This is a genomic window from Hymenobacter yonginensis, assembly GCF_027625995.1.
Lineage (GTDB): Bacteria > Bacteroidota > Bacteroidia > Cytophagales > Hymenobacteraceae > Hymenobacter > Hymenobacter yonginensis.
On record NZ_CP115396.1, the window covers coordinates 1,750,333 to 1,773,436 of the forward strand.

The following is a 23,104-nucleotide window of genomic DNA, read 5'->3' on the forward strand; positions in this document are numbered from 1 at the left end:
CAAAAACGCAAGCCCCGGTCTTGGATTAAGTTCCGAAACCGGGGTTTTTGGTTGTAGCAGGATGACCCACGCCCAGCCTTTTCTAGCAGGCCAGACCCTGCGGGCCCGATTTCCAAACTTTTTTATCTCCCCGGGCAACGCTCGTGCAACCTTTGCCATCTAGCCTTCCAAACACCCCGCTATTGCCCTAACCTCTACCCAACCAACCGTGACTGAAGCCGACCTCATCGCCGCCTGCCGCCAGGGCAGTGGCCGGGCCCAGAAGCTGCTCTACGAGCAGTTTGCGGGCTTGATGCTGGGGGTGTGCCTGCGCTACCTGCGCCGCCGCGAAGATGCCGAAGAGGCCATGCTCGGCGGGTTTGCCAAGGTATTCCAGGCCCTTGACCAGTACCGGCACGAAGGCAGCTTTGAAGGATGGATCCGGCGGATTATGGTGAACGAGGCCCTGGGCCAGCTGCGCCGCAAGGAGCCTCTGCACCTAGCCATCGACGACCTCACCTACGACGTGCCGGCCACGGCCGCCGAAGCCGAAAGCCACCTCAACGCCGCCGACCTGCTGGGGTTGCTGGCCGAGCTGCCGGCCGGCTACCGTACCGTCTTCAACCTGTACGCCCTGGAAGGCTACACCCACCCCGAAATCGGCGAGCTGCTTGGTATTTCGGAGGGCACCAGCAAGTCGCAGCTCAGTAAGGCGCGGGCCATGCTCCAGCGCCGCCTCGCGGCGGCCAGCCAGCAGGCCAGCCCCGCCTCCACCTCCTCACCGAAAGAACTCTATGCAACCGGAAGATATTGACAAGCTGTTTCGCGAGCGTCTCGCGGAGCACGCGCCCACCCCGCCGGCCTACCTCTGGAACCAGCTGGAAGAAGAGCTGCAGCCCGCCAAAAAACGCCCCGTTCTCTGGATGTGGGCCGCCGCCGCCAGCGTGGTATTGCTGCTGGTGAGTGGCGTGCTGTGGCTGCAAAGCAGCGGACTGCGGCCCGCCGGCACTGGTGCCGTAGCCACCGGCAGCCGCCCCGTACCTCGCCCCTTGCGGACCACGGTTGAGCCCGCTGCTGCCTCGGAAAATAAAAAAGCAGTAGCCGCTGCCCCTCAGGCAACCACCCCGCCACAGCCCGCATCTAGCCCCTCAGAAGCCACCGCAAGCCTTGCCACCGGCACCCGCCAGCCACAGGCCACCCGTACCCGGCAACTGGCTTCTGCCACTCCCCGCTCCCGGGTAGTGGCGCCGGCCGCCCGGCCCGCAAGTCAGTCCGGCCCACAAGCCCTGGTAGCACAGGTTCCCAGTCCGCAACCGGAGCGGCCTTTGGAACCCACGGTACCGGTTTCGCAGCCGCAGCAACTGCCCGCTACGGCCCAGGCGCTGGCCGCCACGCCGGCCCCGGCCACTACTGGCCCTATTGAAGTGGAAGTGCGCCGGAGCGCTGCCCCTGCCGTGGCCACGGCAGCCCAGGCAGCTCCGGCCCGGCAGCGCAGCCTGGGTGGCGTACTGCTCCGCCAGGCCCGCAACGCGGTGCGCGGCGAGCGGCTGAGTTTGGCGGAAGCCGGCCTGCCCGAAACCGTGACGGTACAGGCCCACGTGGCCGGCCGCACGCTTACCAAAGTGATTCAACTCTAATTTCCCTCCCTTCGTCATGAAACGCCTCTCCGCTCTGCTGGCTGCCCTGCTGCTGCTAGCCCTGGCCGCGCCTTGCTTTGCCCGCCCGGCCCTTTCCGCCCACCTCGACGACACGATTGTGGTGAAACTGCCCAATCAGGCCGTGATGACCCTGTTCGTGAAAAACCGCCAGCAGCTGCGCGAGTTGCGGGCTTACAAGCTCGACTCGCTGATGATCCTGCTCGACAACTACATTGCGCAGGCTGAAACGGCCGGCAAAAGCTCGAAGTCGGACCAGGTGACCATGGAGTTTTACCCCGCCAAAGACCAGCCCGGCAAGCAACTGCCCGAGCAGATCCGCATCACGATGCGCGGCGAAGACAACGCCCCCCGCCGCGGAGACAAAGTGGAAGTGAGCATGGGCAACCTGTTTGGGGTGAAGGTGGAGGAAAACGCCGATGGCAACGGCAGCGACCGGGTGTCGGTGCACATGGGCAGCACGCCCGAAAGCGACTCGCTGAAAGCCGCCAAGCGGGCTGAAAAAGCCAACCGCTCCGGCCACAGCGACTTCAGCGTGGACCTGGGCCTGAACGCGCTAACCAACAAATCGGTACCGCAGAACCAGCTCAGCCCCAGCCTGCGCACGGCCGCCTCGCGCTACGTCAGCCTCAACTGGCACTATTTGCAGCGCCTGGGCAGCCAGCGCAGCCCGCTCTACCTGCTCACCGGGCCGGAATTGTCGTTCAACAACTACATGCTGGAAGGAAGCCAGCGCCTTGTTTCCGTCAACGGCACCACGCAGATTGTCACGGCGCCCGATCTTAACCTAGAGAAAAGCAAGCTGGCTACCACTGCCCTCAACCTGCCCGTCATGGCGATGCTCAACTTCCGCAATGCCAACAGCAAGAGCGTGTTCCGCGTTGGGGCCGGCGGCTTCGTCGGCTACCGCCTGGGCTCCCACACCAAAATCAAGTACAACGACGGGGAACATACCCGCAAAGACAAAGACCGGGACTCGTTCAACCTCACCGACTTCCAATACGGCCTGCAGGGCACGGTGGGGCTGCGCAGCGTCACGCTCTTCGCCAAATACAACCTCAACGACTTCTTTAAAAACAACGCCAACAGCTTCCAGGCCCAGACGCTCAGCTTCGGCATCTCGCTCACCGATTTCGACTAACACCGAGCGTCCCGGCGCTACCAAATGGCTGGCTACTCCACCTTGCGTTGGATAGCCAGCCATTTGTGCGTTTTGGCCTGCCAGTATTCAATATGCACCGGAGGCATTCGGGGAGGCAATACTCCTGTCGGCCGCCAAAAACGCTCCGTGTGCGCCCCATTTCTGCCACCTGGCACCGGCGGCGCGCCTATCGGGGCGTAGGCTTTGCAGCTCGCGCTCAGAAACACGCAGTGGCGCGGAAGCCTGCCCGACATTCTTGGTACTACCGTCCGGCACTAGGCGAAACACCTCAGTAGTTAATCATTGGATTTGAGGGGTTTGCTGGTAGAAAAACACTAGTTTTAGTTTCCTCCCACCTTCAGCCGTTCCTGCCATGAGTGAGCTTCCCGAATTACCGTCGCGCCGTACGTTTCTGGAGCAGAGCGCTGCGGCCGCCACTTTCTTCATCGTGCCGCGCTTTGTGCTGGGCGGGCCGGGCTATACCGCCCCCAGCGACCAGCTGGTGGTGGCCGGGGTGGGCGTGGGCGGCAAAGGCGCCAGCGACCTAGCCATGTTCGCCAAAACCGGCAAGGTGCGCATCGCCTACCTCTGCGACGTAGACGACCGCCGCGCCGCCGGCGCTGTGAAGGCCTATCCACAGGCCAAATACTACAAAGACTGGCGGCAGCTGCTGGCCAGGGAAAGCAAGAACTTCGACGCCGTTTCCATCGCCACGCCCGACCACAACCACGCCAACGTGACGCTGGCGGCCATGCAGCTCGGCAAGCACGTGTATGTGCAGAAACCCCTCACCCACGATATTTATGAGGCCCGGGCCCTCACCGACGCCGCCCGGCGCTACAAAGTGGTGACCCAGATGGGCAACCAGGGGGCTTCCGGCGACGGGGTGCGGCAGATGCAGGAGTGGTTTGATGCCGGCCTGCTGGGCGACGTGCACGAGGTGTACTGCTGGACCGACCGGCCCGTGTGGCCCCAGGGCATTGCCTGGCCCACCACGCCCGCCCCCGTGCCCACCGGCCTCGACTGGGACCTGTGGCTGGGCACCGCGCCGGCCCGCCCTTACGTCGATAACCTGGTGCCCTTCAACTGGCGCGGCTGGTGGGAATACGGCACCGGCGCCCTCGGCGACATGGGCTGCCACCTAATGGAGGCGCCGTTTCGGGTGCTGGACCTGGGCTACGCCAGCGCCGTGCAGGCCAGTGTGGGCAGCGTGTACGTGGGCGAGTTCAAGCGCGGCTACTTCCCCGAAAGCTGCCCGCCCTCCAGCCACGTCACACTCACGTTTCCGAAAACCAGCAAAACCAAGCAAGAAGTAACCGTGCACTGGATGGACGGCGGCATTCAGCCCGAGCGCCCCGACGAGCTGGGTGCCAACGAGCTGTTCGGCGACGGTGGCAACGGCACGCTCTTCATCGGGAGCAAAGGCAAGATGATGGCCAGCACCTACGGCGCCGACCCGCGCCTGCTGCCCACCAGCCGTACCCAGCAGGCAAATATCAAGCAGAAGTTGGCCCGCGTGCCGGGCGGCGCCGACGGCCACTACGCCCAATGGGTGGAAGCCTGCCTGGCCGGCTACGGCAAAAAAGCCGTCAGCTCGCCCTTCGAGCTGGCCGGCCCGCTGACGGAGGCGCTGCTGATGGCCAACCTCGCCATCCGCGGCTACGACATCCAGCGGCCCAAAGCCGCGGGCAACGGCGTAGAATATCCCGGCCGCGGCATCGAGCTGCTCTGGGACGCCCAGCAGCTGCGCGTCACCAACTTCGACGAAGCCAACCGCTTTGTGCGGCGCGAGTACCGCGCCGGCTGGCAGTAGAGGTGGTTACAGGAACGTCATGCAGAGCGTAGCCGGAGGCGGCGCGAAGCATCTCGCCAGCGTGGTAACATCAAACCTATTGCACGATTGGGTCACCGTTACACGCGAGTTACTTCGCGCCGCCTCCGGCTGCACTTTGCATGACAGGTAGTTTGGCAACGTCAGCACGCCAGATGCTTCGGCAAGCTCAGCATGACGTTCTTTCCACTCAGCCGTGCCGGAAGAAGTTGTCCAGCAGAATAGCGCCGGAAATGGCCACGTTGAGGCTTTCGGCCTGGCCGCGGCCGGGAATGTGGAGGCGCTGGGTGAGGCAGGCTTCCACGGCCGGCGTGAGGCCATGACTTTCGCTGCCCATCACCAGCACGCCCTGCGGCCGGAGCGTGAGGCGGTGCACGTTGTCGCCGTGCAGGTCGGCACCGAACACAGGCTGGCCAGCGGGCAGGCTGCCGAGCCAGGCGGGCAGGTCGCGCTGCCAGATGGGCACCCGCGTGAACGAGCCCATGGTGGCGGCCACGGTTTTGGGCGCCCACGGGTCGGCGCAGGTTTCGCTGAGCACCACGCCGGGCAAGCCGTACCAGTCGGCGAGGCGGATAAGGGTGCCCAGGTTGCCGGGGTCGCGCACTTCGTCGAGGGCCAGCAGCAGGCCGGAGGTAGCCGTGAGGGTCAGCGGCAGCTCGGCAGGCAAGCGCGCAATGGCCAAAGCGGTGTTGTTATTGGCCAGCGTGCCAAGGCGGGTCAGCTCGTCTTCGCTGAGCACGTCTACGAGGCCTGCCGCCAAGCCGGCGGGTAATTTTCCGGCAAATTCGGCCGTTGTAAACACGCGTTCCGTTTGAAGTCCGGAACTTAGCAGCTCCAGTACGCTTTTGCCGCCTTCCACCAGAAAGGCTCCGTGCCGGAGCCGATACTTTTTCAGGTGCAGCGCGTGTACGTATTTTGCCACTGCTTTCGAAACCATACCCTTTGCTGAACAGACGCCCTACGGGACCTCAGGTGAACGATAAACTACGGAGCCGGGCGTTGCCGGCCGGGCTGCTCCTGCTGGGGGGCTGGCTGGCAGCCGGCTGCTCGCCGCTGCGCCTGCTGGCCCCCAACCAGCAGCTGCTCAGCCATATCGAGCTGAAAGGCGTGAAGCAAGCCGATGCCGAACGGATTCAGGCGCTGTACCGCCAGAAGCCCAACAGCCGCTTTCCGCTCCCAAAACTAGCAATCTATCAGCTAGGCCACACCTTCTACACCCCCGATAAGCTGCAGCGCAAGCTCGATGCCACTCGCGCCCGCTACAACGAGCGGATTGTGGCGGCCCGGCCCGACTCGGCGCTGGTGGGCAAGCTGCTCACCAAGCGCGAGCGGCAAACCCGGCGCCTGCAGCTGGCCCTCGACAAAGGCAACGCCATCATGCGCCTGGGCGAGCCGCCCGTGATTTACGACTCGGCCCTGACTCGCCAGACGGCCGAGCAGATTGCCACGTTTCTGAAGTCGAAGGGCTTTTTCCGCAGCCGCGTGCAGTATTCCGACACGCTGGCCGACCGCCGGTTTTCGCTGGGCCGCCTGCTGGGCGGCTCCGACAGCCTGCACCGCCGCCGCGTGGTCGTGACCTACAACATCACCGAAAACGCCCCCTTCCACTACTCCCAGCTCGACTACGACATCGCCGATACGGCCGTGGCCCGGCGCGTGCTGGCGTCGCAGCCGGCCTCGCTGCTGCACGTCGGCGACCAGTACGACGAGGAAATTATCGGCCAGGAGCGCGCCCGGTTTGAAACGCTACTCAAAAACGACGGCTATTTCGACTTCCGCCAGCAGTACGTTACGCTGGAGGCCGATACCAGCTTCGCCCCCGCCACCGTGCGGCTGCGCACGCTCATTGCCAACCCGGCCTCGGGGCAGCCGCACCCGCGCTACACCATCCGCCAGGTGCGCTTCATTACGGATGCGGGCACCGTACGCTTCGGGCAGAAGCGCGACACCATCCGGCAGGACTCCACGTATTTTCTGGCTTTTCAGCACCAGATTAATACCCAACTGCTCAACCGCAAGGTGGCCGTGCACCCGGGCCAGTACTACAACCTGACCAACACCCAAACCACGCAGCGCCAGATCAGCCAGCTCGACGTATTCCGGTTCACGAATGTGAACTACGTGCGCGTGCGCCCCACTTCCGCCGCCGACAGCACCCGCCGTCAGCTCGACGCCGTGATTGCGGCCTCGCCGGCCAAGCGCTACCAGGAAACCGTGGAATTTGGTGGCACCTACGTAGCCTATCTGGTGGGGCCGTTTGCCAACCTGCGTCTGAAGGCCCGCAACCCGTTTGGTGGCGCCGAAGTGCTGGAGCTAGGTTTGCGGGGCGGCTTCGAAGGGCAGTATGAATTCACCAACAGCGCCGACCGCAGCCAGCTTAACAGCGTGCTCACCACCCAGCTGGGCGCCAACCTGAACCTGATTCTGCCGCAGTTTCTGGTACCGTGGCGCTCCAACGGCCTACTTACCAAGTACAATCCCCGCACCCGCATCAATGTAGGCTACAACTACGTGAGCCGCCCCGAGTATGCCCGTACCAATCTGGAGGGTACCTTCGACTATATCTGGCAACGCTCTACCTATCACCAGTTCGTTTTCACCCCTATCGACCTGAGCTTGGTAAACACGGCCCGCCTGGACCGCACTTTTTTCCGGCAGCTCGTCAACCAGTTTCCCAACCAAGAAGCGGCCAGGTTCACTTTTAGCCGGCAATTCGTGCCCAGCCTGAGTTTTACGTCGCTGTACAACTCCAACGACTTCAACCAAACCCGCGACGCGCAGTACCTGCGGCTATACGCCGAGGTGGGCGGCATCACCAAGCCGCTCTACCAGAACATCCTCAGCGACAGTATCCGGGTAGCCGATTTCTACCGCCTCAACGCCGACTACCGGCGCTACCACAAGGTAGGCGTGAAGTCGTTTCTGGTATACCGGTTCAATGGCGGGCTGGTGCAGCCACTGCGGGCCAGCACCAACGGCTTGCCTTACGATAAGTATTTCTTTGCCGGAGGCGCTACCAGTTTGCGGGCATGGAAGCCGCGCCGCCTGGGTCCCGGCTCGTTTACCTCGTATCTGCAGGACACCACCGGCACGTTTATTCTGGACGAAAACGGCAACCGTATCCGCAACTACAACCTGGAGCAGCCCGGCGAGTTGCTGCTGGAAGGCAGCGTGGAATACCGGTTTCCGCTGTTCAGCTTTATCAACGGCGCGCTGTTCACGGATGTCGGCAACACCTGGGCCCTGCGCTCCGACGACCGGCGGCCGGGCGCGCAGTTCAGCCCCACGCGCTTCTACCGCGAATTTGCCGTCAGCTCCGGCTTCGGTTTGCGCTTCGACTTCACGTTCCTGATTCTGCGCCTCGACGTGGCCACCAAGGTCTACGACCCCACCGCGCCTGGCAACAAGTGGGCCATCCGCAACGCCAGCCTGTTCGGCAGTCAGGACCAGACAGCGTTTAATCTGGGCATCGGGTATCCGTTCTGATGGCTGGCGAATACATCCTACATGCTATGCAGCCCGCTCTGGTGGCTTTTTCTATCTGCTACAAACTACACCTTCTTACTTAAGTTCAATAAACTCCAGATACATTCGCTAAGCCTCCCAAAATAATAACAATCACCTAACTAATAGATTGTTAATTTTGCAGGGAATGGCGCTGCTATTCGGGCCTGTCATTCTGCTAAAAGGACTTCTTTCTTTTCTGAATGTTTTCATTATGAAACAACGATTACGGTACTGGAGCGTGGCGGCCGTCACGTTGCTTTCCAGCTTTGCTGTGGTGGACACCGCCTATGCTGAGGGTTCACGTGAGTTGACACCCAACTCCAACAACTTGGCGCTAACGGACCCGGCCAACACCCGCGCCGGCTACCTCACCCACGATGCCGTGGCCGGCGCGCAGGACGTGTCGCTAAGCTTCCTCAAACCCAAGGCCTGGGGCCCGGGCTTCTCCGCCGACCACCGCATGTACATCCGGCTACAGCCCGGCGAGCGACTGGCGTACGGCGTGCAACGAATCAACTTTCAGGCACTGGACAACATCTTCTATGGCAATCTGGTCCTGACCGTCCGCTATGGCAATGGTTTTGGGGGAGCTGGCCAGATTGTGCAGCAGACTACGCTCTCGCGCGATATCAACACGGCCAATTCCGGTGGCCTTCTTACCAACCAGGCTGGGGTGATTGGCAGTGCCGCTCAGGCACAGGCTGGCCCTTCAACACTGAACCCGGCCGGCTACACACCCCTGACGTATACCAATACCACAGGCGCAACGCAGGATTTTTGGGTGGAATTCACGGGTACAGCCAACGGCCTCAATGAATTCAATGATGGCAATACACAGCCAGGCTTCAATGACCTAAGCGTATCCAACCGGGCTAACTACAATGCAGCCCGGATTACCCGAGCAGAGTATCCTTTCTGGGATTTCACGGTTATCGGAGCCGACAACCAAGAGAAAAAAGGCCGCCTGTTCAGCAAGTTCTGGGCTTTCTCGGCGGGCCTGTCGGGTGGCAACGGGTTCGAGAACCGCTTGTCCAGCTCGTTTGCGCTGTATCCGCTGATTCCGAGTGCCCAGAACCCGGGCCGCTACTACGTGAAGCAGTTTGAACTGGCCGGCATGCGCCCCTACGTGTTCTACTTTGTGTCGAATGCCAATGGCACAGTGGCCTACGACGCGGCCAACAACGCCACCACTCAGTTTTCAGAAAGCCGCAAGAGCCGCTCCGGTCGTTTCGGCTATCCTGAGTATTCCAACTTCGTCAACGACCCCGACCAAAACTTGTGGCCCAGTGCGCCCGCGCCCAACTTTTCCCGTACCTACCAGCCGTTCTGTAACTCAATTACCGGCAGAGGGGCGGCGGCTTTCACCACTACCAGCGAGGAAACCGGCTCAGTCAACATCCTGATTGACCTCAACAACAATGGTGTAAAGGATGGCAACGACGTGCTGCTGGAGCAGACCGTAACGCAGGCTAACATTCCGGTAACTACCGCCTGGGATGGGCGCGACGCCGCCGGCGGCACTGTAGCCACTGGAACGGCCATTCGCCTGACCTTCACCAGCACTGGCGCCCCCGTCAACTTCCCCATCTACGACGCCGAGGGCAACCCTGATGGTTACCGCGTACAGAACATCCGGCCTTCGTCGGGCGGCAACGCCTTCTTCGACCGCCTCTACTGGGACGACCGCAACCTGACCACGTTCCCAGCCACGCCACCCGCCCCCGACAACAGCAACAACCGCCTGGATGGTGTTGTGTCCAGCACCACTACCTATCAGGGCGTCCACCGCTGGGGAGATGCCACCAATGAGGCCGGCAACGACCTGACCATCAACACCTGGACCTACGGCTTTATTTCTGCCGCCGCTGAGCAGTCGTTTATCTACACCTTCAACTGCGACTACGACAACGACGGCGTCGCCGATGCCCAGGACCTGGACGACGACAATGACGGAATTTCTGACCTGACGGAAAGCAACGGCCAGAACCCACAGACGTACACGCTCAACGGCCAGCCCAAAACTGACGGTACCGGCGTACCAATTTATCTGGATGCTGCCTACGTGACCCCCAACCGGGGGGCTTGGCGCGACGTGAATGCCGATGGTATTAATGACTTGTTTGACGTGGACCTGGACGGCATCCCCAACCATATTGACCTGGATGCTGACGGCGACGGTATTACTGACGCCCGGGAAGCAAATGGCGGCCCAAACCCAACAGGCATGGGTGTTAATGGCCGAATCAATAACTCCTTCCTCGACCTCAACAAAGATGGCATGGACGACCGGTACCAGGCTGGTGGCTCCGTGGTACTGAGTATGCCAGATACGGATGGTGACGGCCGCACGGACCTCTATGACCTAGATTCCGACAATGATGGCATTCTGGATATGCGGGAAGCACAAAGCACTGCTGCATATATCGAGGGCAATTCTGATGCAGATAAGGATGGTTTGGCTGATCAGTTTGACCAGCAAAATGGAGGACTTGCCCCAAACGGCGTTGCATTGAATCCGGTAAATACGGAGGGTAACGGCCCGCGCGACTACCGGGACACTGACAGCGACAACGACGCGCAACCCGACTGGATTGAAGGCTTTGACGAAAACCAGGATGGGGCCGCCATGGACGACCTGAATCGCAAAGCCCAAGCATTTGCCTTGGCCAATCCGAACAAGACTGCCTACTATCCAATTGTGCCTCGTGCTCTGTCTCCCTTCCTGGCCGACGCCGATGCCGATGGACAGCCCAACTTCCTGGACCCGCAGTCCGCCTATTATCACGACGACAACCAGAATGGCCTAGTAGACCTGTTCGACCCGGCTTATGGAGGTTCTCCTTCGGTAGCCCCCAAGCGAACTGCTGGCCAGGCAGATGCCGACTTCCGCAGCGCCGCTGTGGCTACGCCGCTGCCCGTGGAGCTGATCAGCTTCCAGGCCCGGGCCGCCGGCCGCGACGCGCTGTTGACCTGGGCCACGGCTTCGGAAAAAGACAACGCCCATTTCGACGTGGAGCGCTCTGCTGATGGCGTGACCTTCGCGGTAGTGGGCTCGGTGCGGGGCAACGGCACTCGCAGCACCCGCACCGACTACGCCTTCACCGACAAAGGCGCCGGCGCGGCCGCAGGCACGCGCTATTACCGCCTGCGCCAGGTGGACCTGGACGGCAAAGAGTCGACCACGGAAGTGCGGGTGGTGAGCTTCGACGGCAAAGGCGCGGCTACGCTGATTTCGGTGTACCCTTCGCCCTCAACCGACAAGGCAACCCTCGACCTGCTGGCGCTGAGCCAGGCCACCTACCAGTTGGAAGTTCTGGGGGCTGATGGCCGCCGGATGCTGCGCTTTGAAACCACGGGCGGCCGCGAGGTGGCCCTGCCGGTAGCGGAGTTTGCCAAAGGCACGTACATGATCCGGGTGAGCGGCCAAGGCCAGCGCTACCTGGTAAAGCTGCTCAAAAACTAGTAAACCGTAGCAGCACGCCACTGAAAAGGGCTTCCGGATATCCGGAAGCCCTTTTTTGCTCACCCAGTTTCTATCTGGTATACTTCTGGAATGCAGAAGAAAACCCCGGCCGCATCTGCAGCCGGGGTTTTCTTCTATGTGCTGGATGAAGTTCCGCTAGTACCCCAGCAGCTCGGCCAGGGCGGCGGCTACCTTATCGGGGTTGGGCAGCATCTGGCGTTCCAGCTCCACGTTGAGGGCAATGGCAGGCAGATTGGCGGCGCCGAGCGTGAACACGGGCGCGTCGAGCTGGCGGAAGCAGGTACGCTGGATGCGCCCGGCCAGACTTTCGGCGAAGGAATTCATAAGCGGCTCCTCGGTCAGCACCAGGGCCTTACCGTGGCGACGCACGGCGGCTTCCACGGCTTCGTAGTCGAGAGGGTTGAGGGTGCGCAGATCCAGGATTTCCACCTGGCCGGCAAACTGGCGGCTGGCGGTTTTGGCCCAGTGCACGCCCATGCCGTAGGTAATCACTACGCAGGTTTCGCCGTTTTGCAGCTTCGTGGCGTCGGCCTGCTGGGACACGGCGGCTTTGCCGAGCGGCACCACGTAGCCAGTGGCGGGCTCCACGGTTTTGGCGTCTTCGGTGCCGGGCACTTTGCTCCAGTAGAGGCCTTTGTGCTCCAGCATCACCACGGGGTTGGGGTCGAGGTAGGCGGCGCGCATCAGGCCCTTCATGTCGGCGGCGTTGCTGGGGTACACCACCTTGATGCCGCGGATGGTGAGCAGCGTGCTTTCGATGGAGCCTGAGTGGTAGGGCCCGCCCCCGCCGTAGGCCCCGATGGGCACCCGGATGAGGCTCTGCACCGGAAACTGGCCGTTGGAGAGGTAGCAGCTCTTGCTGAGCTCCTCCACCAGCTGGTTCAGGGCCGGCCAGATGTAATCGGCGAACTGCACTTCCACGATGGCCTTGGCGCCCACGGCGCTCATGCCGGCCGTGCTGCCCACGATGTAGGCCTCCTGAATAGGCGTGTTAAACACGCGGGCGTCGCCGTACTTTTTGGCCAGCAGGGCGGCCTCGCGGAACACGCCGCCCAACTCACCACCCACGTCCTGACCGTAAAACAGGGCCTCCGGAAACTCGCGCAGAATATCATCCACGGCGTGCAGGGCGGCGTCCACCATCAGGGCCTTGTCGGCTCCGGCGGGGGTCCGCTCGCCGGCTTCCTCGGTCACGGCCGGCGGGGCAAACTCGTGGTCGGCGAAGGTGGCGGGGTCGGGGTTGGGGGCGGCCAGGGCGCGCTGGTAGTCGGCCTCCACAGTGGCGCGGGCCTCAGCGGCCAGCTGCTGCAGCTCGTCTTCGGCGAAGCCCAGCTCCAATAGCTGCTGGTGGAAGCGCGGCAGCGGGTCCTGCAGGGAGTGTTGGGCGAGGTTGTCGCCGCGGTACCACTCGCGGCGCACGCCGCTGGTGTGGTGGCCCAGCAGCGGGCAGCGGGCGTGCACCAGCACCGGGCCGCGCCGCTCGCGCACGTAATCGGCGGCCTGCTGCATGCCCGCGTAGCTGGCCAGGAAATCGGCCCCGTCGAACTGCAGGCGGTGCAGCCCTTTAAAGCCGGCCGCAAACTCGTAGGCATCCATGGCCCGCATCTCGCGGCCCGTGGCCGAAATGCCCCATTCGTTGTCCTGCACCAGGTAAATAATGGGCAACTGGTGCAGCACGGCCATCTGCAGCGCCTCGCTCACCTCTCCCTCGGTCATGGCACCGTCGCCGATGGAACACAACACGAGCGGCTTCTTTTCTGAATTAGTAATTAGTAATGAAGAATTAAGAATTGGCTGTTCATCATCGCCTGAACCTGCATCCGCTGGCAAATCCGTGGATGAATCACTAATTGCTAATTGCTCATTACTACTTGTCGCCAGCCCCTGGCTTTCCAGATACTTGATGCCGTGGGCGACGCCGGTGGCCGGAATGGCCTGCATACCGGTGGCCGAGCTTTGGTGCGGAATGGTAGGGAAGCCGGCGCGCCGCAGCGAGGGGTGGCTGTAGTAAGTGCGGCCGCCCGAAAATGGGTCGTCGCGCTTGGCCATGAGCTGCAGCATCAGCTCGTAAGGCTGCAGGCCGATGCCCAACAGCATGGCGTCGTCGCGGTAGTAGGGCGCCACGTAGTCCTGGGGGCCGAGCTGGCTGGCGGCGGCCAGCTGAATGGCCTCGTGGCCGCGGGCGGTGGCGTGCACGTACTTGGCCGTCACGGCCTTGTTTTCTTCGTAGAGGCGGGCCAGCTCGTCGGCGGTCCGCATCAGGCGGTACACCCGGCGCAGCGTTTCGGGCGCGGGCGGGGCGGCAGTGAAGTCAGCTTCCAGAGTGGGGGCAGCGTGCAGGGACATGGGCGGGGATTGGGTTCGGGGCGAAATTACGGGTTCGGGCCGGAATGGCCGCGGCCGGCCGTAGCGCTTGCCCTACCCAACCGTATCTTCGGGCCCATGTTCGTTCCGCTCGCCATTTCCGCCGCCACTCCCGCCGACCTGCCCGCCCTGGCTGGCCTCGTCAACAACGCCTACCGCGGCGAAGCCAGCCTGCGTGGCTGGACCTCCGAAGCCCACCTGCTCGACGGCCCCCGCACCGACGAAGCCGACCTGCACCAGCTCGCGGCCGTGCCCGGCGCCACCTTCCTGCTGGCCTGCACCGAAGCCGGCGAGCTGGTGGGCAGCGTCTATACCAAGCCCCAGGCCCCCGACCTGTACGTGGGCATGCTGTCCGTGGACCCCACGCGGCAGGCGGCAGGAATCGGGCGGCAGCTGCTGGCCGCCACCGAAGCCCAGGCCCGGCAGACCGGTTTCAGCAGCGTGCTGATTTCCGTCATTTCGGTGCGCGCCGAGCTGATTGCCTGGTACGAGCGGCTGGGCTTCCAACGCACCGGCGAGGTGCTGCCGTTTCCGGTGCACGCCAGCCCCAGCATCCCGAAGCAGCCGCTGGAGCTGCTGCTGCTGCGCAAGATGGTGTAGCTTTATAAAGCTTCACGCTGGCAGCGTCGGAGCTGTACGTCAGTCGAAATCCCACCACGCCGCCTGTTTCACTGGCTCGCCCAGTGTGTAGGGTTCCCCGATACGGGGCACGGTTACGGGCAGGCCCAGGGCCTCGGCGGCCGGCAGCAGTAGGCGGATGGGCTCGTTCCAGGGATGGTAGCCGAGCGTGAACTTGGCCCAATGCACCGGTAGCAGCAGGCGCGCGCCCAGCTCCTGCGCCGCCCGCGCCGTTTCGGCGGGCAGCGTGTGCACGGCGTGCCAGAGCTCGTTGTACTGCCCGTTTTCCAGCACCGCCAGATCAAACGGCCCGTACTGCGCGCCGATGGCCCGGAAGTGCGGGCCGTAGCCACTGTCGCCGCCCAGAAACAGGCGGTGACCGGGCAGCTGCAGCACGTACGACGCCCACAGCGTGCGCCGCGCCCGCACCCCGCGCCCCGACATGTGCTGGGCGGGCGTGGCCGTGAGCTGCGCCCCGCCCGGCAGCGTGGTGGTATCGTGCCAGTTCAGCTCGGTGATGCGCGCCTCCTCGAAGCCCCAGTGCCGGAAGTGACTGCCCACGCCCAGCGGCACCACCAACCGCGTTACTTTGTCGCGGAGCTGGCGCACGGTGGCGTAGTCGAGGTGGTCGTAGTGGTCATGGGTGATGAGTAGCACGTCAATGGGCGGCAGGTCGGCGACCTGGTAGGTGTTGGCGCCGACGTAGGCCTGCACCGAGTACGGCACCGGCGAGGCCGCCCCGCTGAACACCGGATCCACGAGCATCGTGAGGCCCGCCGCCTTAATCAGGTACGACGAGTGACCGAACCACACCAGCGTGGGCGCCGCCAGCGCAGGCAGCTGCCGCAGGTCAGTCGTTACCGATGGTATCGGGCGCGAGGGCGTGACGGTGGCAGGGCGGCGCAGGTAGTCGCGCAGCATCTGGCCCAGGTTGGCATCAGCGGGGCTGAAGCGCACGTTGCCCGGGTTGCGGAACTGGCCGTTGTGGTAGTTTTCCAGCCCCATAAACTGGCGCTGGCTGCTTTGGGAAGGGTTTTTACCCAGTATGTTCATCAGGTGCACGCCGCGAAAAACCAGCGGCTGGCTAACACGACGCAGCGCCGGCCGGTTTACTTTACCGGCCCCGGATATTTCCCGCACATCAGCCCCAGCCAGGCCGGATGCTGCAACCATTTCCGATTGCGCGCCTCTGTAGGCCGACACGCGGCGGGCCCGGGATTTTTTTACCTTTGCCGGCACAGAAACAGCTTTTCCCCTGCTTTCAGTCAGGTTGCGGGGTGTTTTTGCGGCCAAGTTTGCCCCCGAACCCACGCCTGTGCCGTTATGACGCCTATGCTTTCCGCCCCTGCTGCCCCCTTCCCCACGCCCCGCCCCGCCGCCGAATTCCGTGAAACCGTGGCCGACTGGATGCGCCAGTTCCAGGACTGGCTCTGCCAGCAGCTGGAGCAGGCCGATGGCACGGGCCGCTTTCAGGAAGACGCCTGGCAGCACCACGGCGGCGGCGGCGGGCGCAGCCGGGTGCTCACCCACGGCACCATCATCGAGAAGGGCGGCGTGAACTTTTCGGGCGTGCAGGGCACCATGAGCGAGCAGGCCGCGCGCGTGCTGCTCATGCCCAACCCCGAGTACTTTGCCACCGGCGTGAGCGTGGTGCAGCACCCGCGCAGCCCGCAGGTGCCCATTGCCCACATGAACGTGCGCTACTTCGAGGCCGGCAACGGCGAAGCCTGGTTTGGCGGCGGCCTCGACCTGACCCCGATTTACGTGGACGAAGCCCAGGCCCGCTGGTTTCATGAGCAGATTGCCGCGGCCTGCGCGCCCCACGACCCCACCTACTACGCCCGCTTCAAAACCTGGGCCGACGACTACTTCTTCCTGCCTCACCGCCAGGAAACCCGCGGCGTGGGTGGCATCTTCTTCGACCGGCTCACGGTGGGCAAAGACGGCGACCGGGACGCGCTGTTTGCCTTCGTGCAGGCCGTGGGGCGGGTGTTTGGCGAAGCCTACTGCGAGCTGCTGCGCCAGAACGCCGACCGCCCCTACTCCGAGCGCGAAAAGCAGTGGCAGCTGGTGCGCCGCGGCCGCTACGCCGAGTTCAACCTAGCCTTCGACCGGGGCACGCGCTTCGGCCTGGAAACCGGCGGCCGCACCGAAAGCATCCTCATGAGTCTGCCGCCGCAGTGCGAATGGCACTATAATTTTCCCATCGAGCCGGGCTCGCCCGAAGCCGCCACCCAACAGTGGCTGCGCAAAGGAGTCGACTGGCTGGCCCCTCGTTAACTGGTTGTCAATTGTTGATTGTCAGTTGTCAGTCGACAAATGAGAGAATGAGACTATCCGCCAGCAACTGACAACGAGCAACTGACAACCGAGAACTGACTTTGATAGAAGCGCTACAATCGTTTGACCGCTGGCTGCTGGTAGCCGCCAACACCCACCGTACGCCCAAGCTGGACACCCTCATGGTGTTCTTCACGGAGCGGCTGGTGTGGTTTCCGGCGTACTTTGTGCTGCTCGTGATGCTGGCCTATCTATTTGGGCGGCGCGCCTGGCTGCTGCTGCCGCTACTGGGCGCCAGCGTGGCCCTGGCCGACGTAATATCCAGTCGCCTGTTCAAGCCCTACTTCGCCCGCCTCCGCCCCTGCCACGACCCCGACCTGTCGGCTACGCTGAACCTGATCAACGGCTGCGGCGGGCAGTTCGGGTTTATGTCGTCGCACGCGGCCAACGCCTTTGCCCTCACCGTGTTTATGAATCTGGTACTGCCCCGGCGCTACCGCGTGGCTAAGTGGCTGCTGCTGGGCTGGGCGATGGTGGTGAGCTACAGCCGCATGTACCTGGCCGCACACTTCCCGTCGGACGTGCTGGCCGGCGCGATACTGGGCAGCCTGCTGGCCTGGGGCAGCGCCACGCTGTTCCGGCGGCTGGATGCGCGCCTGTTTCCGGCCCACAAACTTTCCGAGCCCACCCACTCCATTTCCGAGAAAGCACCAGTCGGCCGGTAGCGACTTAGGCGTACCCGGTAGCAGGCCTCAGCGGCTGGTTACGCCGACAAGCACGCCCAAGTCGCCGTCGGTCTGCGTCCAGCCCTGCGCCGGCAGATAGGCGCGGGATACGAAGCCATCCAGATACAGGGCGTTACGGCAGCCCTGCTGCTGAAAGTACCGCGCGAAATCGTAGAAGTTGACCGGCTCCCGCGACAGTACGCACAGCACCCGCCCATCGGGCAGCACCCCCACGCCGTTGCGGATCTGCCGGTTTGCGGAGCCGGCCCGGAACGCCGGGTGCAGCTGCCCATCCAGCACCAGCATCGGCCCCGACTGGGTGGCGTAGCGCACAGAACGCTGGCGAAGCAGCCGCGCAAAATCGGCCGTGCGGCACACGCCGGCCTGGTTATCGGGGGTGAGGTAGAAAACGCCGTTGGGCTTGAGGTAGAAGTTGCCGGCTCCGGCCCCGGTGTCCAGAGGCGTTATCAGCCGCCCGTTTTCGATGTAGAGCCCGAGCGGCGCGTTGCCGGGCCGAAACATACCGCCGTTCATGGCAAACTCCAGCGTATCGCCCCGGTCGGCCAGCCAGCGGCGCAGCCGGCCCAGGCTGCGTAGCGGCCGGCGTTGCTCGTCCAGCCAGAAGAGGCGCAGGTGCTGCCGGCTCAGGTCAACCCGGTAGCTGAGAAAGCGCCCGACCGGGTCACGGGGCTGCGGGCGGGCCATAAAAAAGGCTCCACCCGCTATTCCCAGCAACAGTCCGGCCAGTAGCAGCCGCAGGATTCTGACGTTCATGGGCAATGACCAAACTCGCAGCGGCGACCAGAAGATGCTGGGGTGGGCTGAGGCCTAGTAGGCAAGCGTCAGGTTCAGGACCGGAACGTGCACGGTCTGGCCCTGCCGATGCTCGTCAAAAGTAAGCGCTAGGCAATTGGCCGTCGCGGGCCCGAACGCCAGCTGCGGCTGGCCCGCCAACTGCTGCAGCAGCAAGTCAGCGGCCTCGTATTTCGCCAGCCCGAACGCAGCGTGGGTGAGGCGACGCAGACCGGCCGGGTGCTGCGTAGGCTCGGTGGTGGCGGCTTGGGGGCCTTTGAAGGGCAGCCGAAACGTCCAGGGCAGGCTGGGATTGTGGGCGTGGGGCAGCACCTCTATGGGCAGGCCCGCCGGAAAGTACACCGGCTGATACGCCAAAGCCGCCGTGAAAACTGGGTCTGTATCGGGGGTATTGCGCAAACACAGGCCGTAGGGCGAGGTGCCCGTGGTGGCGTAGCGGGCCCGCTCCCACAGCCGCGTAGGCTGCAGCAGTGGGCTCGTGATTTCCGCTTCGTCGTGCACCCACAGAATCTCCAAAAAGAAATTCTCGAAGTAAAACTTCCGGTTGGTGGTGCCCTGCCCGGGGTGCACGCGGCTGCTCCCTTCGATCAGGCCCAGGGCCCGCAACTCCTCGGCAACGGCGTGCGGCGAGTCGGAGAAGATGAAGAGGTGGTCAATTTCCATCACCGTAACAGGATTACAATGTAACCGACAAGCACACCAGCCCGGGCGCCTGGCCCGCCAGCCGGCAGTATGCGCCTACTTGCCCAGCAGCTTGGCCACGTACTTGCCCACAATGTCGAACTCCAGGTTCACGCGGTGGCCGGGCTGCAGGTCCTGGAAAGTGGTATGCTCGTAGGTATACGGGATAATGGCCACCGAAAAACCGTCGTCGGTGCTGTTGAAGCAAGTGAGGCTGGTGCCATTAATGCAGATGGAGCCTTTTTCCACGGTTACGCGGCCGGCGCCGGGCTCGTGGCGGAAGCGGTACAGCCAGCTACCGTTCTGGTCTTCCACGGCCTCGCACTCAGCCGTGAGGTCGACGTGGCCCTGCACGATGTGGCCGTCGAAGCGGCCGTTGGCGGCCAGGCAGCGCTCCAGGTTCACCCGGCGGCCGGGCGCCCAGGCGTTCAGGTTGGTTTTCTGCAGCGTCTCGTCGATGGCCGTTACCACGTGGGTGCCCGCCATGCCGTCTACGGCCACCACGGTCAGGCACACGCCGTCGTGGGCCACGCTCTGGTCGATTTTCAGCTCCTGCGCGAAGCCCGACTGCACGGTGAAGTGGATATTGGAGTTTTCGCGGCGCACGTCCGTGATGGTGCCGAGGGTTTCGATGATGCCGGTGAACATGAAGGAAGCGAAAGTCTGGTGATAAGGGAAGCGCGGCCGGATTAGTCGCGCAGTACGTCGTACAACTCGCCTTGCTGGTGCATGTTTACAAGTTTGCTGAGGGGCACCGCATATTGGTTGGGCTGATAGTTGTTGGCGTCGTGCGAATGCTGGTAGGCTTTGAAGCTGCCTTCGGCGGCCTTGCTTGGCGACACATACACGCTGTCGGGCACCACTTTCTGCACGCGCAGCAGCATTACGTTGCCTTTATCAGCCGTGTTCAGCACGTACACGTCGCCGACCTGGGGCTGGCGCAGGCGGGCCAGTTCCTCCTTGTCCTGCTCATCCTTGGGCTTGGACGTGAGGGCGGCCACTGCAAAGAACGCCACGGCCGCGCCTACCAGCATCAGGCCGATAAACTGCCACCACGGCCGGCCGGTCTGCTTTTGCAGATGTTTCGCCGACGGCAGCAGGCTGGCCGGAATGGCGCTTTCCGAGCCACTCTGCCGGCAGTTGGCGCAGACCACCTGCATCCGGCGCGAAACCGGAAACAGCGGCACGAAAAACAGGTGGGCGTAGCGGCTGAAAAACAGCAAGCTCAACGCTTCGTTGTTGGCACAGGCCGTGCATGCGTGGCCGGGCGTGGGGATGGTGCGCAGGTGCGACTCACGCGTTCCGAAAATGAAGATCATGCGCTATTAGATATAAGATTGAAAATCAAGCAACAGCAATAAAATTTAGTTTGCCGGTGTGCAGCCCATCCGACGTAATGCGGCGGGCCGGCCCGGCAGATGGCGGAGTGAACATACTGGTAAAAGGCAGCAGTATCGATATTCTGCTACTTACCGCGGCCTTCAATGATAATCTTGAGCGTGTAGAGCAGCACCCGGAAGTCCATGGCCAGGCTCATGTTTTCGATGTAGAGGATGTCGAACTTGAGGCGTTCGACCATCTGGGCCACGGTTTCGGCGTAGCCGTATTTCACTTGGCCGAGGCTGGTGAGGCCGGGCCGCACGCGGTGCAGGTGGCGGTAGTGGGGCGCAATCTGCACAATCTGGTCGATGAAGAACTGCCGCTCCGGCCGCGGCCCCACGATGCTCATGTCGCCCTTGATGACATTCCAGAACTGCGGCAGCTCATCGACCCGCACCTTGCGCATAAAGCGGCCCCAGGGCGTGATGCGCGGGTCGTGGTCGGAGCTGAGCGAAGGGCCCTGCTTCTCGGCGTCCACGTACATCGAGCGGAACTTGTAGATGCGGAACGGCTGGCCCAGCCGCCCGATGCGCTCCTGCGAGTAGAACACCGGCCCCGGCGAGGAGAGCTTCACCATGATGGCCGTGAACAGGTAGCCCGGCCAAGCCAGCAGCAAAAACACGCTCGACGCCACCACGTCAATCACCCGCTTGAGCACCTTCTGCCACACCGGCAGCAAATCCTGCTTGATTTCGATGAGGGGCGTGCCGAACACGTGGCTCACCTTCACCGAGCCCAGCAGCATCTGGTAGAGGTCGGGCAGGATGCTCACGCGGGCCGGCGTGCCTTCCAGCAGCGTCAGAATCTCCTCAATCACGCGGTGCTCACTGGGCTCGATGGCAATGACCACCTGCTCGATGCCGAGGGCCCGGATCAGGGCGGGCAGGCGGCGGTAGGAGCCGCGGGCGGGCAGCTCGGCGGCCAGGGCCTCGTCGATGGCGCCTTCCTCAATCGGCGTGAAGCCCACCACTTTCAGCCCCAGATGGCGGCCGGTGCGGCGCAGCTCCTGAAGCGTATCGAGGGCCAGGGCGTTGGAGCCCACCAGCAGCGTATTGAAGAAGATGGTGCCGTTGCGCACCAAGTGCTGCACGCTGCTCACGGCCCAGGTGCGCAGAATGGCCGTGAGGGTGAAGTGCAGCAGGAAGTAGGCCGAAATGGTTTTGTAGTACGAGCGGTAGTTCTGCACGCCCTCGTCATCAAGCAGCAGCACGAAGAAAATCACCAGCGCCCCCAGCACCGACACCCGCGCCAGCCGGATAATCTCGGCCAGCCGCGACTTGCGGAAAATGTCGCGGTACTCGCCGATCAGGGCGTAAAGCACAGTCCAGAAGGCGGCAATCATCAGGGCCGAGCCCGAGAGAAAGAACAGCGCGCCTTCCGTGAAGCGGTAGCCTTCGGTGATTTCCTGCAACAGGTACTTGCGCAGCAGAAAGAAGCACACCCAGGCCAGCAAGGCCGCCAGAAAGTCGGCGGCTATCAGCTTCAGTAGTTGGAAGGTGCGAATCAAGGGCAGCGCAATCAAGCCGGCCGCCAGGGCCGGCGCGTGATATTATGGGGGCGAATGGGTAGCTTCGCACCGGATTTAATGCCCTAAAGGGCCTGCACGGCCCGTTTTGGAGCCTCGCAAAGGTAGAGCAATAAACCAGAATCCATACAGCCTCTGTGGCGGGCAGCCTGGCCGCCCCCGGCGTCTGCCGTCCACCACAGGCCTGTCCTTCCCTCCCGTATGCACGCCGACACCTACCGACACCGCGGCCAGCGCCGCACCCTCGTGGAAGAGCTGCGCCGCAAAGGCATCCACCACGAGCGGGTGCTGGCCGCGGTGCTGGCCGTGCCGCGCCACGCCTTCTTCGAAACCGGCTTCGAGGCGCATGCCTACCAGGACAAGGCGTTTCCCATCGGCGAAGGCCAAACCATTTCGCAGCCCTACACCGTGGCCTACCAGACGGCCCTGCTCGACCCCACTCCCGAACACCGGGTGCTGGAGGTGGGCACCGGCTCGGGCTACCAGTGCTGCGTGCTGCTGGAGCTTACGCCCCACGTGTTCAGCATCGAGTACCAGCCGGTGCTGTTTGAGCGCACCTGCCGCCGCCTGGCCCACCTGCACCGCACGGCCCAGCTGTTCTGCGGCGACGGCTCGGTGGGCCTGCCCCAGCACGCGCCCTTCGACCGGATTCTGGTGACGGCCGGCTCCCCGACCCTGCCCCGCCCGCTGCTGCGGCAGCTGCGCGTGGGCGGCTGCCTGGTGATTCCGGTGGGCGACGCGCAGGTGCAGCGCATGGTGCGCGTGACGCGGGTGAGCGAGGAGGAATTCACGCGCGAGGAGTTCGAGGAGTTCCGGTTTGTGCCGCTGTTGGGCCAGGCCGGCTGGGCCAGCTAGGCGCCGTTTCAACCACCAAAAACTAAAGCCGCCTTTCTTTCCTGCCGGAGAGAAGGGCGGCTTTTTTTGTGGGGCGCGGGCGGCGGCGGCACGGCCTGCGAAATGGTTTTGCCCGCATCTTTTGCGGCCGTGTTGTAACTTGTCGGACCATCACTACGCAGCAGCCCAAAACCAGCTGTTGCGCACGCACTTACCCTACTTTCGCCGGCTTGCCGCCGGCCATTCCCGTCGTTATTTCTTCCACCTTTTTTCCTGTTCAATGCGAA

Annotated in this window: 18 protein-coding genes; 10 read left to right on the forward strand and 8 right to left on the reverse strand. The window is 63.5% G+C overall.

Annotated features, from left to right (window positions below; all coding sequences use genetic code 11):
• Positions 1 to 208: 208 nt before the first annotated feature.
• From O9Z63_RS07685 to O9Z63_RS07700, 4 genes are all read left to right on the forward strand, one after another.
• A complete protein-coding gene (locus tag O9Z63_RS07685) occupies positions 209 to 793 on the forward strand; it encodes an RNA polymerase sigma factor (RefSeq protein WP_270128712.1) in 585 nt (194 codons plus the stop codon).
• Entirely contained in the window at positions 774 to 1,616 is an 843-nt protein-coding gene (locus tag O9Z63_RS07690) for a hypothetical protein (RefSeq protein ID WP_270128713.1), read from the forward strand. The genes O9Z63_RS07685 and O9Z63_RS07690 overlap by 20 nt, the downstream gene beginning before the upstream one ends.
• Positions 1,617 to 1,632: 16 nt before the next feature.
• Positions 1,633 to 2,775: a porin family protein gene (locus O9Z63_RS07695; RefSeq protein WP_270128714.1), complete on the forward strand. Its 1,143-nt coding sequence runs from the start codon at positions 1,633 to 1,635 to the stop codon at positions 2,773 to 2,775.
• A 373-nt stretch (positions 2,776 to 3,148) separates the two neighbouring features.
• Positions 3,149 to 4,588: a Gfo/Idh/MocA family protein gene (locus O9Z63_RS07700; protein ID WP_270128715.1), complete on the forward strand. Its 1,440-nt coding sequence runs from the start codon at positions 3,149 to 3,151 to the stop codon at positions 4,586 to 4,588.
• Positions 4,589 to 4,796: 208 nt separating this feature from the next.
• Here the strand turns inward: O9Z63_RS07700 and O9Z63_RS07705 are convergent, their stop codons facing one another.
• On the reverse strand, positions 4,797 to 5,543 hold the full coding sequence (locus O9Z63_RS07705; RefSeq protein ID WP_408613729.1) for an RNA methyltransferase: 747 nt from the start codon (positions 5,541 to 5,543) through the stop codon (positions 4,797 to 4,799).
• 35 nt (positions 5,544 to 5,578) lie between these two features.
• Here O9Z63_RS07705 and tamL point away from each other — a divergent pair, with 35 nt between their 5' ends.
• The gene (gene tamL / locus O9Z63_RS07710; RefSeq protein WP_270128717.1) at positions 5,579 to 8,092 is read left to right on the forward strand and encodes a translocation and assembly module lipoprotein TamL; all 2,514 of its coding nucleotides are present in this window, start codon (positions 5,579 to 5,581) and stop codon (positions 8,090 to 8,092) included.
• Between the two features lie 232 nt (positions 8,093 to 8,324).
• Positions 8,325 to 11,576, forward strand: a complete 3,252-nt coding sequence (locus O9Z63_RS07715; protein ID WP_270128718.1) for a T9SS type A sorting domain-containing protein — start codon at positions 8,325 to 8,327, stop codon at positions 11,574 to 11,576.
• Positions 11,577 to 11,732: 156 nt separating this feature from the next.
• Here the strand turns inward: O9Z63_RS07715 and O9Z63_RS07720 are convergent, their stop codons facing one another.
• Positions 11,733 to 13,943: an alpha-ketoacid dehydrogenase subunit alpha/beta gene (locus O9Z63_RS07720; RefSeq protein WP_270128719.1), complete on the reverse strand. Its 2,211-nt coding sequence runs from the start codon at positions 13,941 to 13,943 to the stop codon at positions 11,733 to 11,735.
• A 96-nt stretch (positions 13,944 to 14,039) separates the two neighbouring features.
• On the opposite strand from O9Z63_RS07720, the gene O9Z63_RS07725 reads away from it, so the two are divergent.
• Entirely contained in the window at positions 14,040 to 14,561 is a 522-nt protein-coding gene (locus O9Z63_RS07725) for a GNAT family N-acetyltransferase (protein ID WP_270128720.1), read from the forward strand.
• 39 nt (positions 14,562 to 14,600) lie between these two features.
• Here O9Z63_RS07725 and O9Z63_RS07730 read toward each other — a convergent pair whose 3' ends face one another.
• Complete coding sequence (locus tag O9Z63_RS07730; RefSeq protein WP_270128721.1) at positions 14,601 to 15,752, reverse strand: MBL fold metallo-hydrolase; 1,152 nt, start codon at positions 15,750 to 15,752, stop codon at positions 14,601 to 14,603.
• Positions 15,753 to 15,911: 159 nt separating this feature from the next.
• On the opposite strand from O9Z63_RS07730, the gene hemF reads away from it, so the two are divergent.
• Positions 15,912 to 16,859: an oxygen-dependent coproporphyrinogen oxidase gene (gene hemF, locus O9Z63_RS07735; protein WP_270128722.1), complete on the forward strand. Its 948-nt coding sequence runs from the start codon at positions 15,912 to 15,914 to the stop codon at positions 16,857 to 16,859.
• A 101-nt stretch (positions 16,860 to 16,960) separates the two neighbouring features.
• Positions 16,961 to 17,584 (forward strand): phosphatase PAP2 family protein, encoded by a 624-nt coding sequence (locus O9Z63_RS07740; RefSeq protein WP_270128723.1) that lies wholly within the window; start codon positions 16,961 to 16,963, stop codon positions 17,582 to 17,584.
• Positions 17,585 to 17,611: 27 nt separating this feature from the next.
• Here the strand turns inward: O9Z63_RS07740 and O9Z63_RS07745 are convergent, their stop codons facing one another.
• From O9Z63_RS07745 to O9Z63_RS07765, 5 genes are all read right to left on the reverse strand, one after another.
• Positions 17,612 to 18,358 (reverse strand): phosphodiester glycosidase family protein, encoded by a 747-nt coding sequence (locus O9Z63_RS07745; protein WP_270128724.1) that lies wholly within the window; start codon positions 18,356 to 18,358, stop codon positions 17,612 to 17,614.
• Between the two features lie 54 nt (positions 18,359 to 18,412).
• The gene (locus O9Z63_RS07750) at positions 18,413 to 19,060 is read right to left on the reverse strand and encodes a VOC family protein (protein WP_270128725.1); all 648 of its coding nucleotides are present in this window, start codon (positions 19,058 to 19,060) and stop codon (positions 18,413 to 18,415) included.
• A gap of 75 nt (positions 19,061 to 19,135) precedes the next feature.
• Entirely contained in the window at positions 19,136 to 19,726 is a 591-nt protein-coding gene (locus tag O9Z63_RS07755) for a riboflavin synthase (protein ID WP_044017603.1), read from the reverse strand.
• Positions 19,727 to 19,767: 41 nt separating this feature from the next.
• The gene (locus O9Z63_RS07760) at positions 19,768 to 20,397 is read right to left on the reverse strand and encodes a hypothetical protein (protein ID WP_270128726.1); all 630 of its coding nucleotides are present in this window, start codon (positions 20,395 to 20,397) and stop codon (positions 19,768 to 19,770) included.
• A 146-nt stretch (positions 20,398 to 20,543) separates the two neighbouring features.
• A complete protein-coding gene (locus O9Z63_RS07765) occupies positions 20,544 to 21,965 on the reverse strand; it encodes a sugar transferase (protein WP_044019020.1) in 1,422 nt (473 codons plus the stop codon).
• 219 nt (positions 21,966 to 22,184) lie between these two features.
• Between O9Z63_RS07765 and O9Z63_RS07770 the strand changes: the two genes are divergently transcribed.
• Entirely contained in the window at positions 22,185 to 22,838 is a 654-nt protein-coding gene (locus O9Z63_RS07770; RefSeq protein ID WP_270128727.1) for a protein-L-isoaspartate(D-aspartate) O-methyltransferase, read from the forward strand.
• The last annotated feature ends 266 nt before the right edge of the window (positions 22,839 to 23,104 follow it).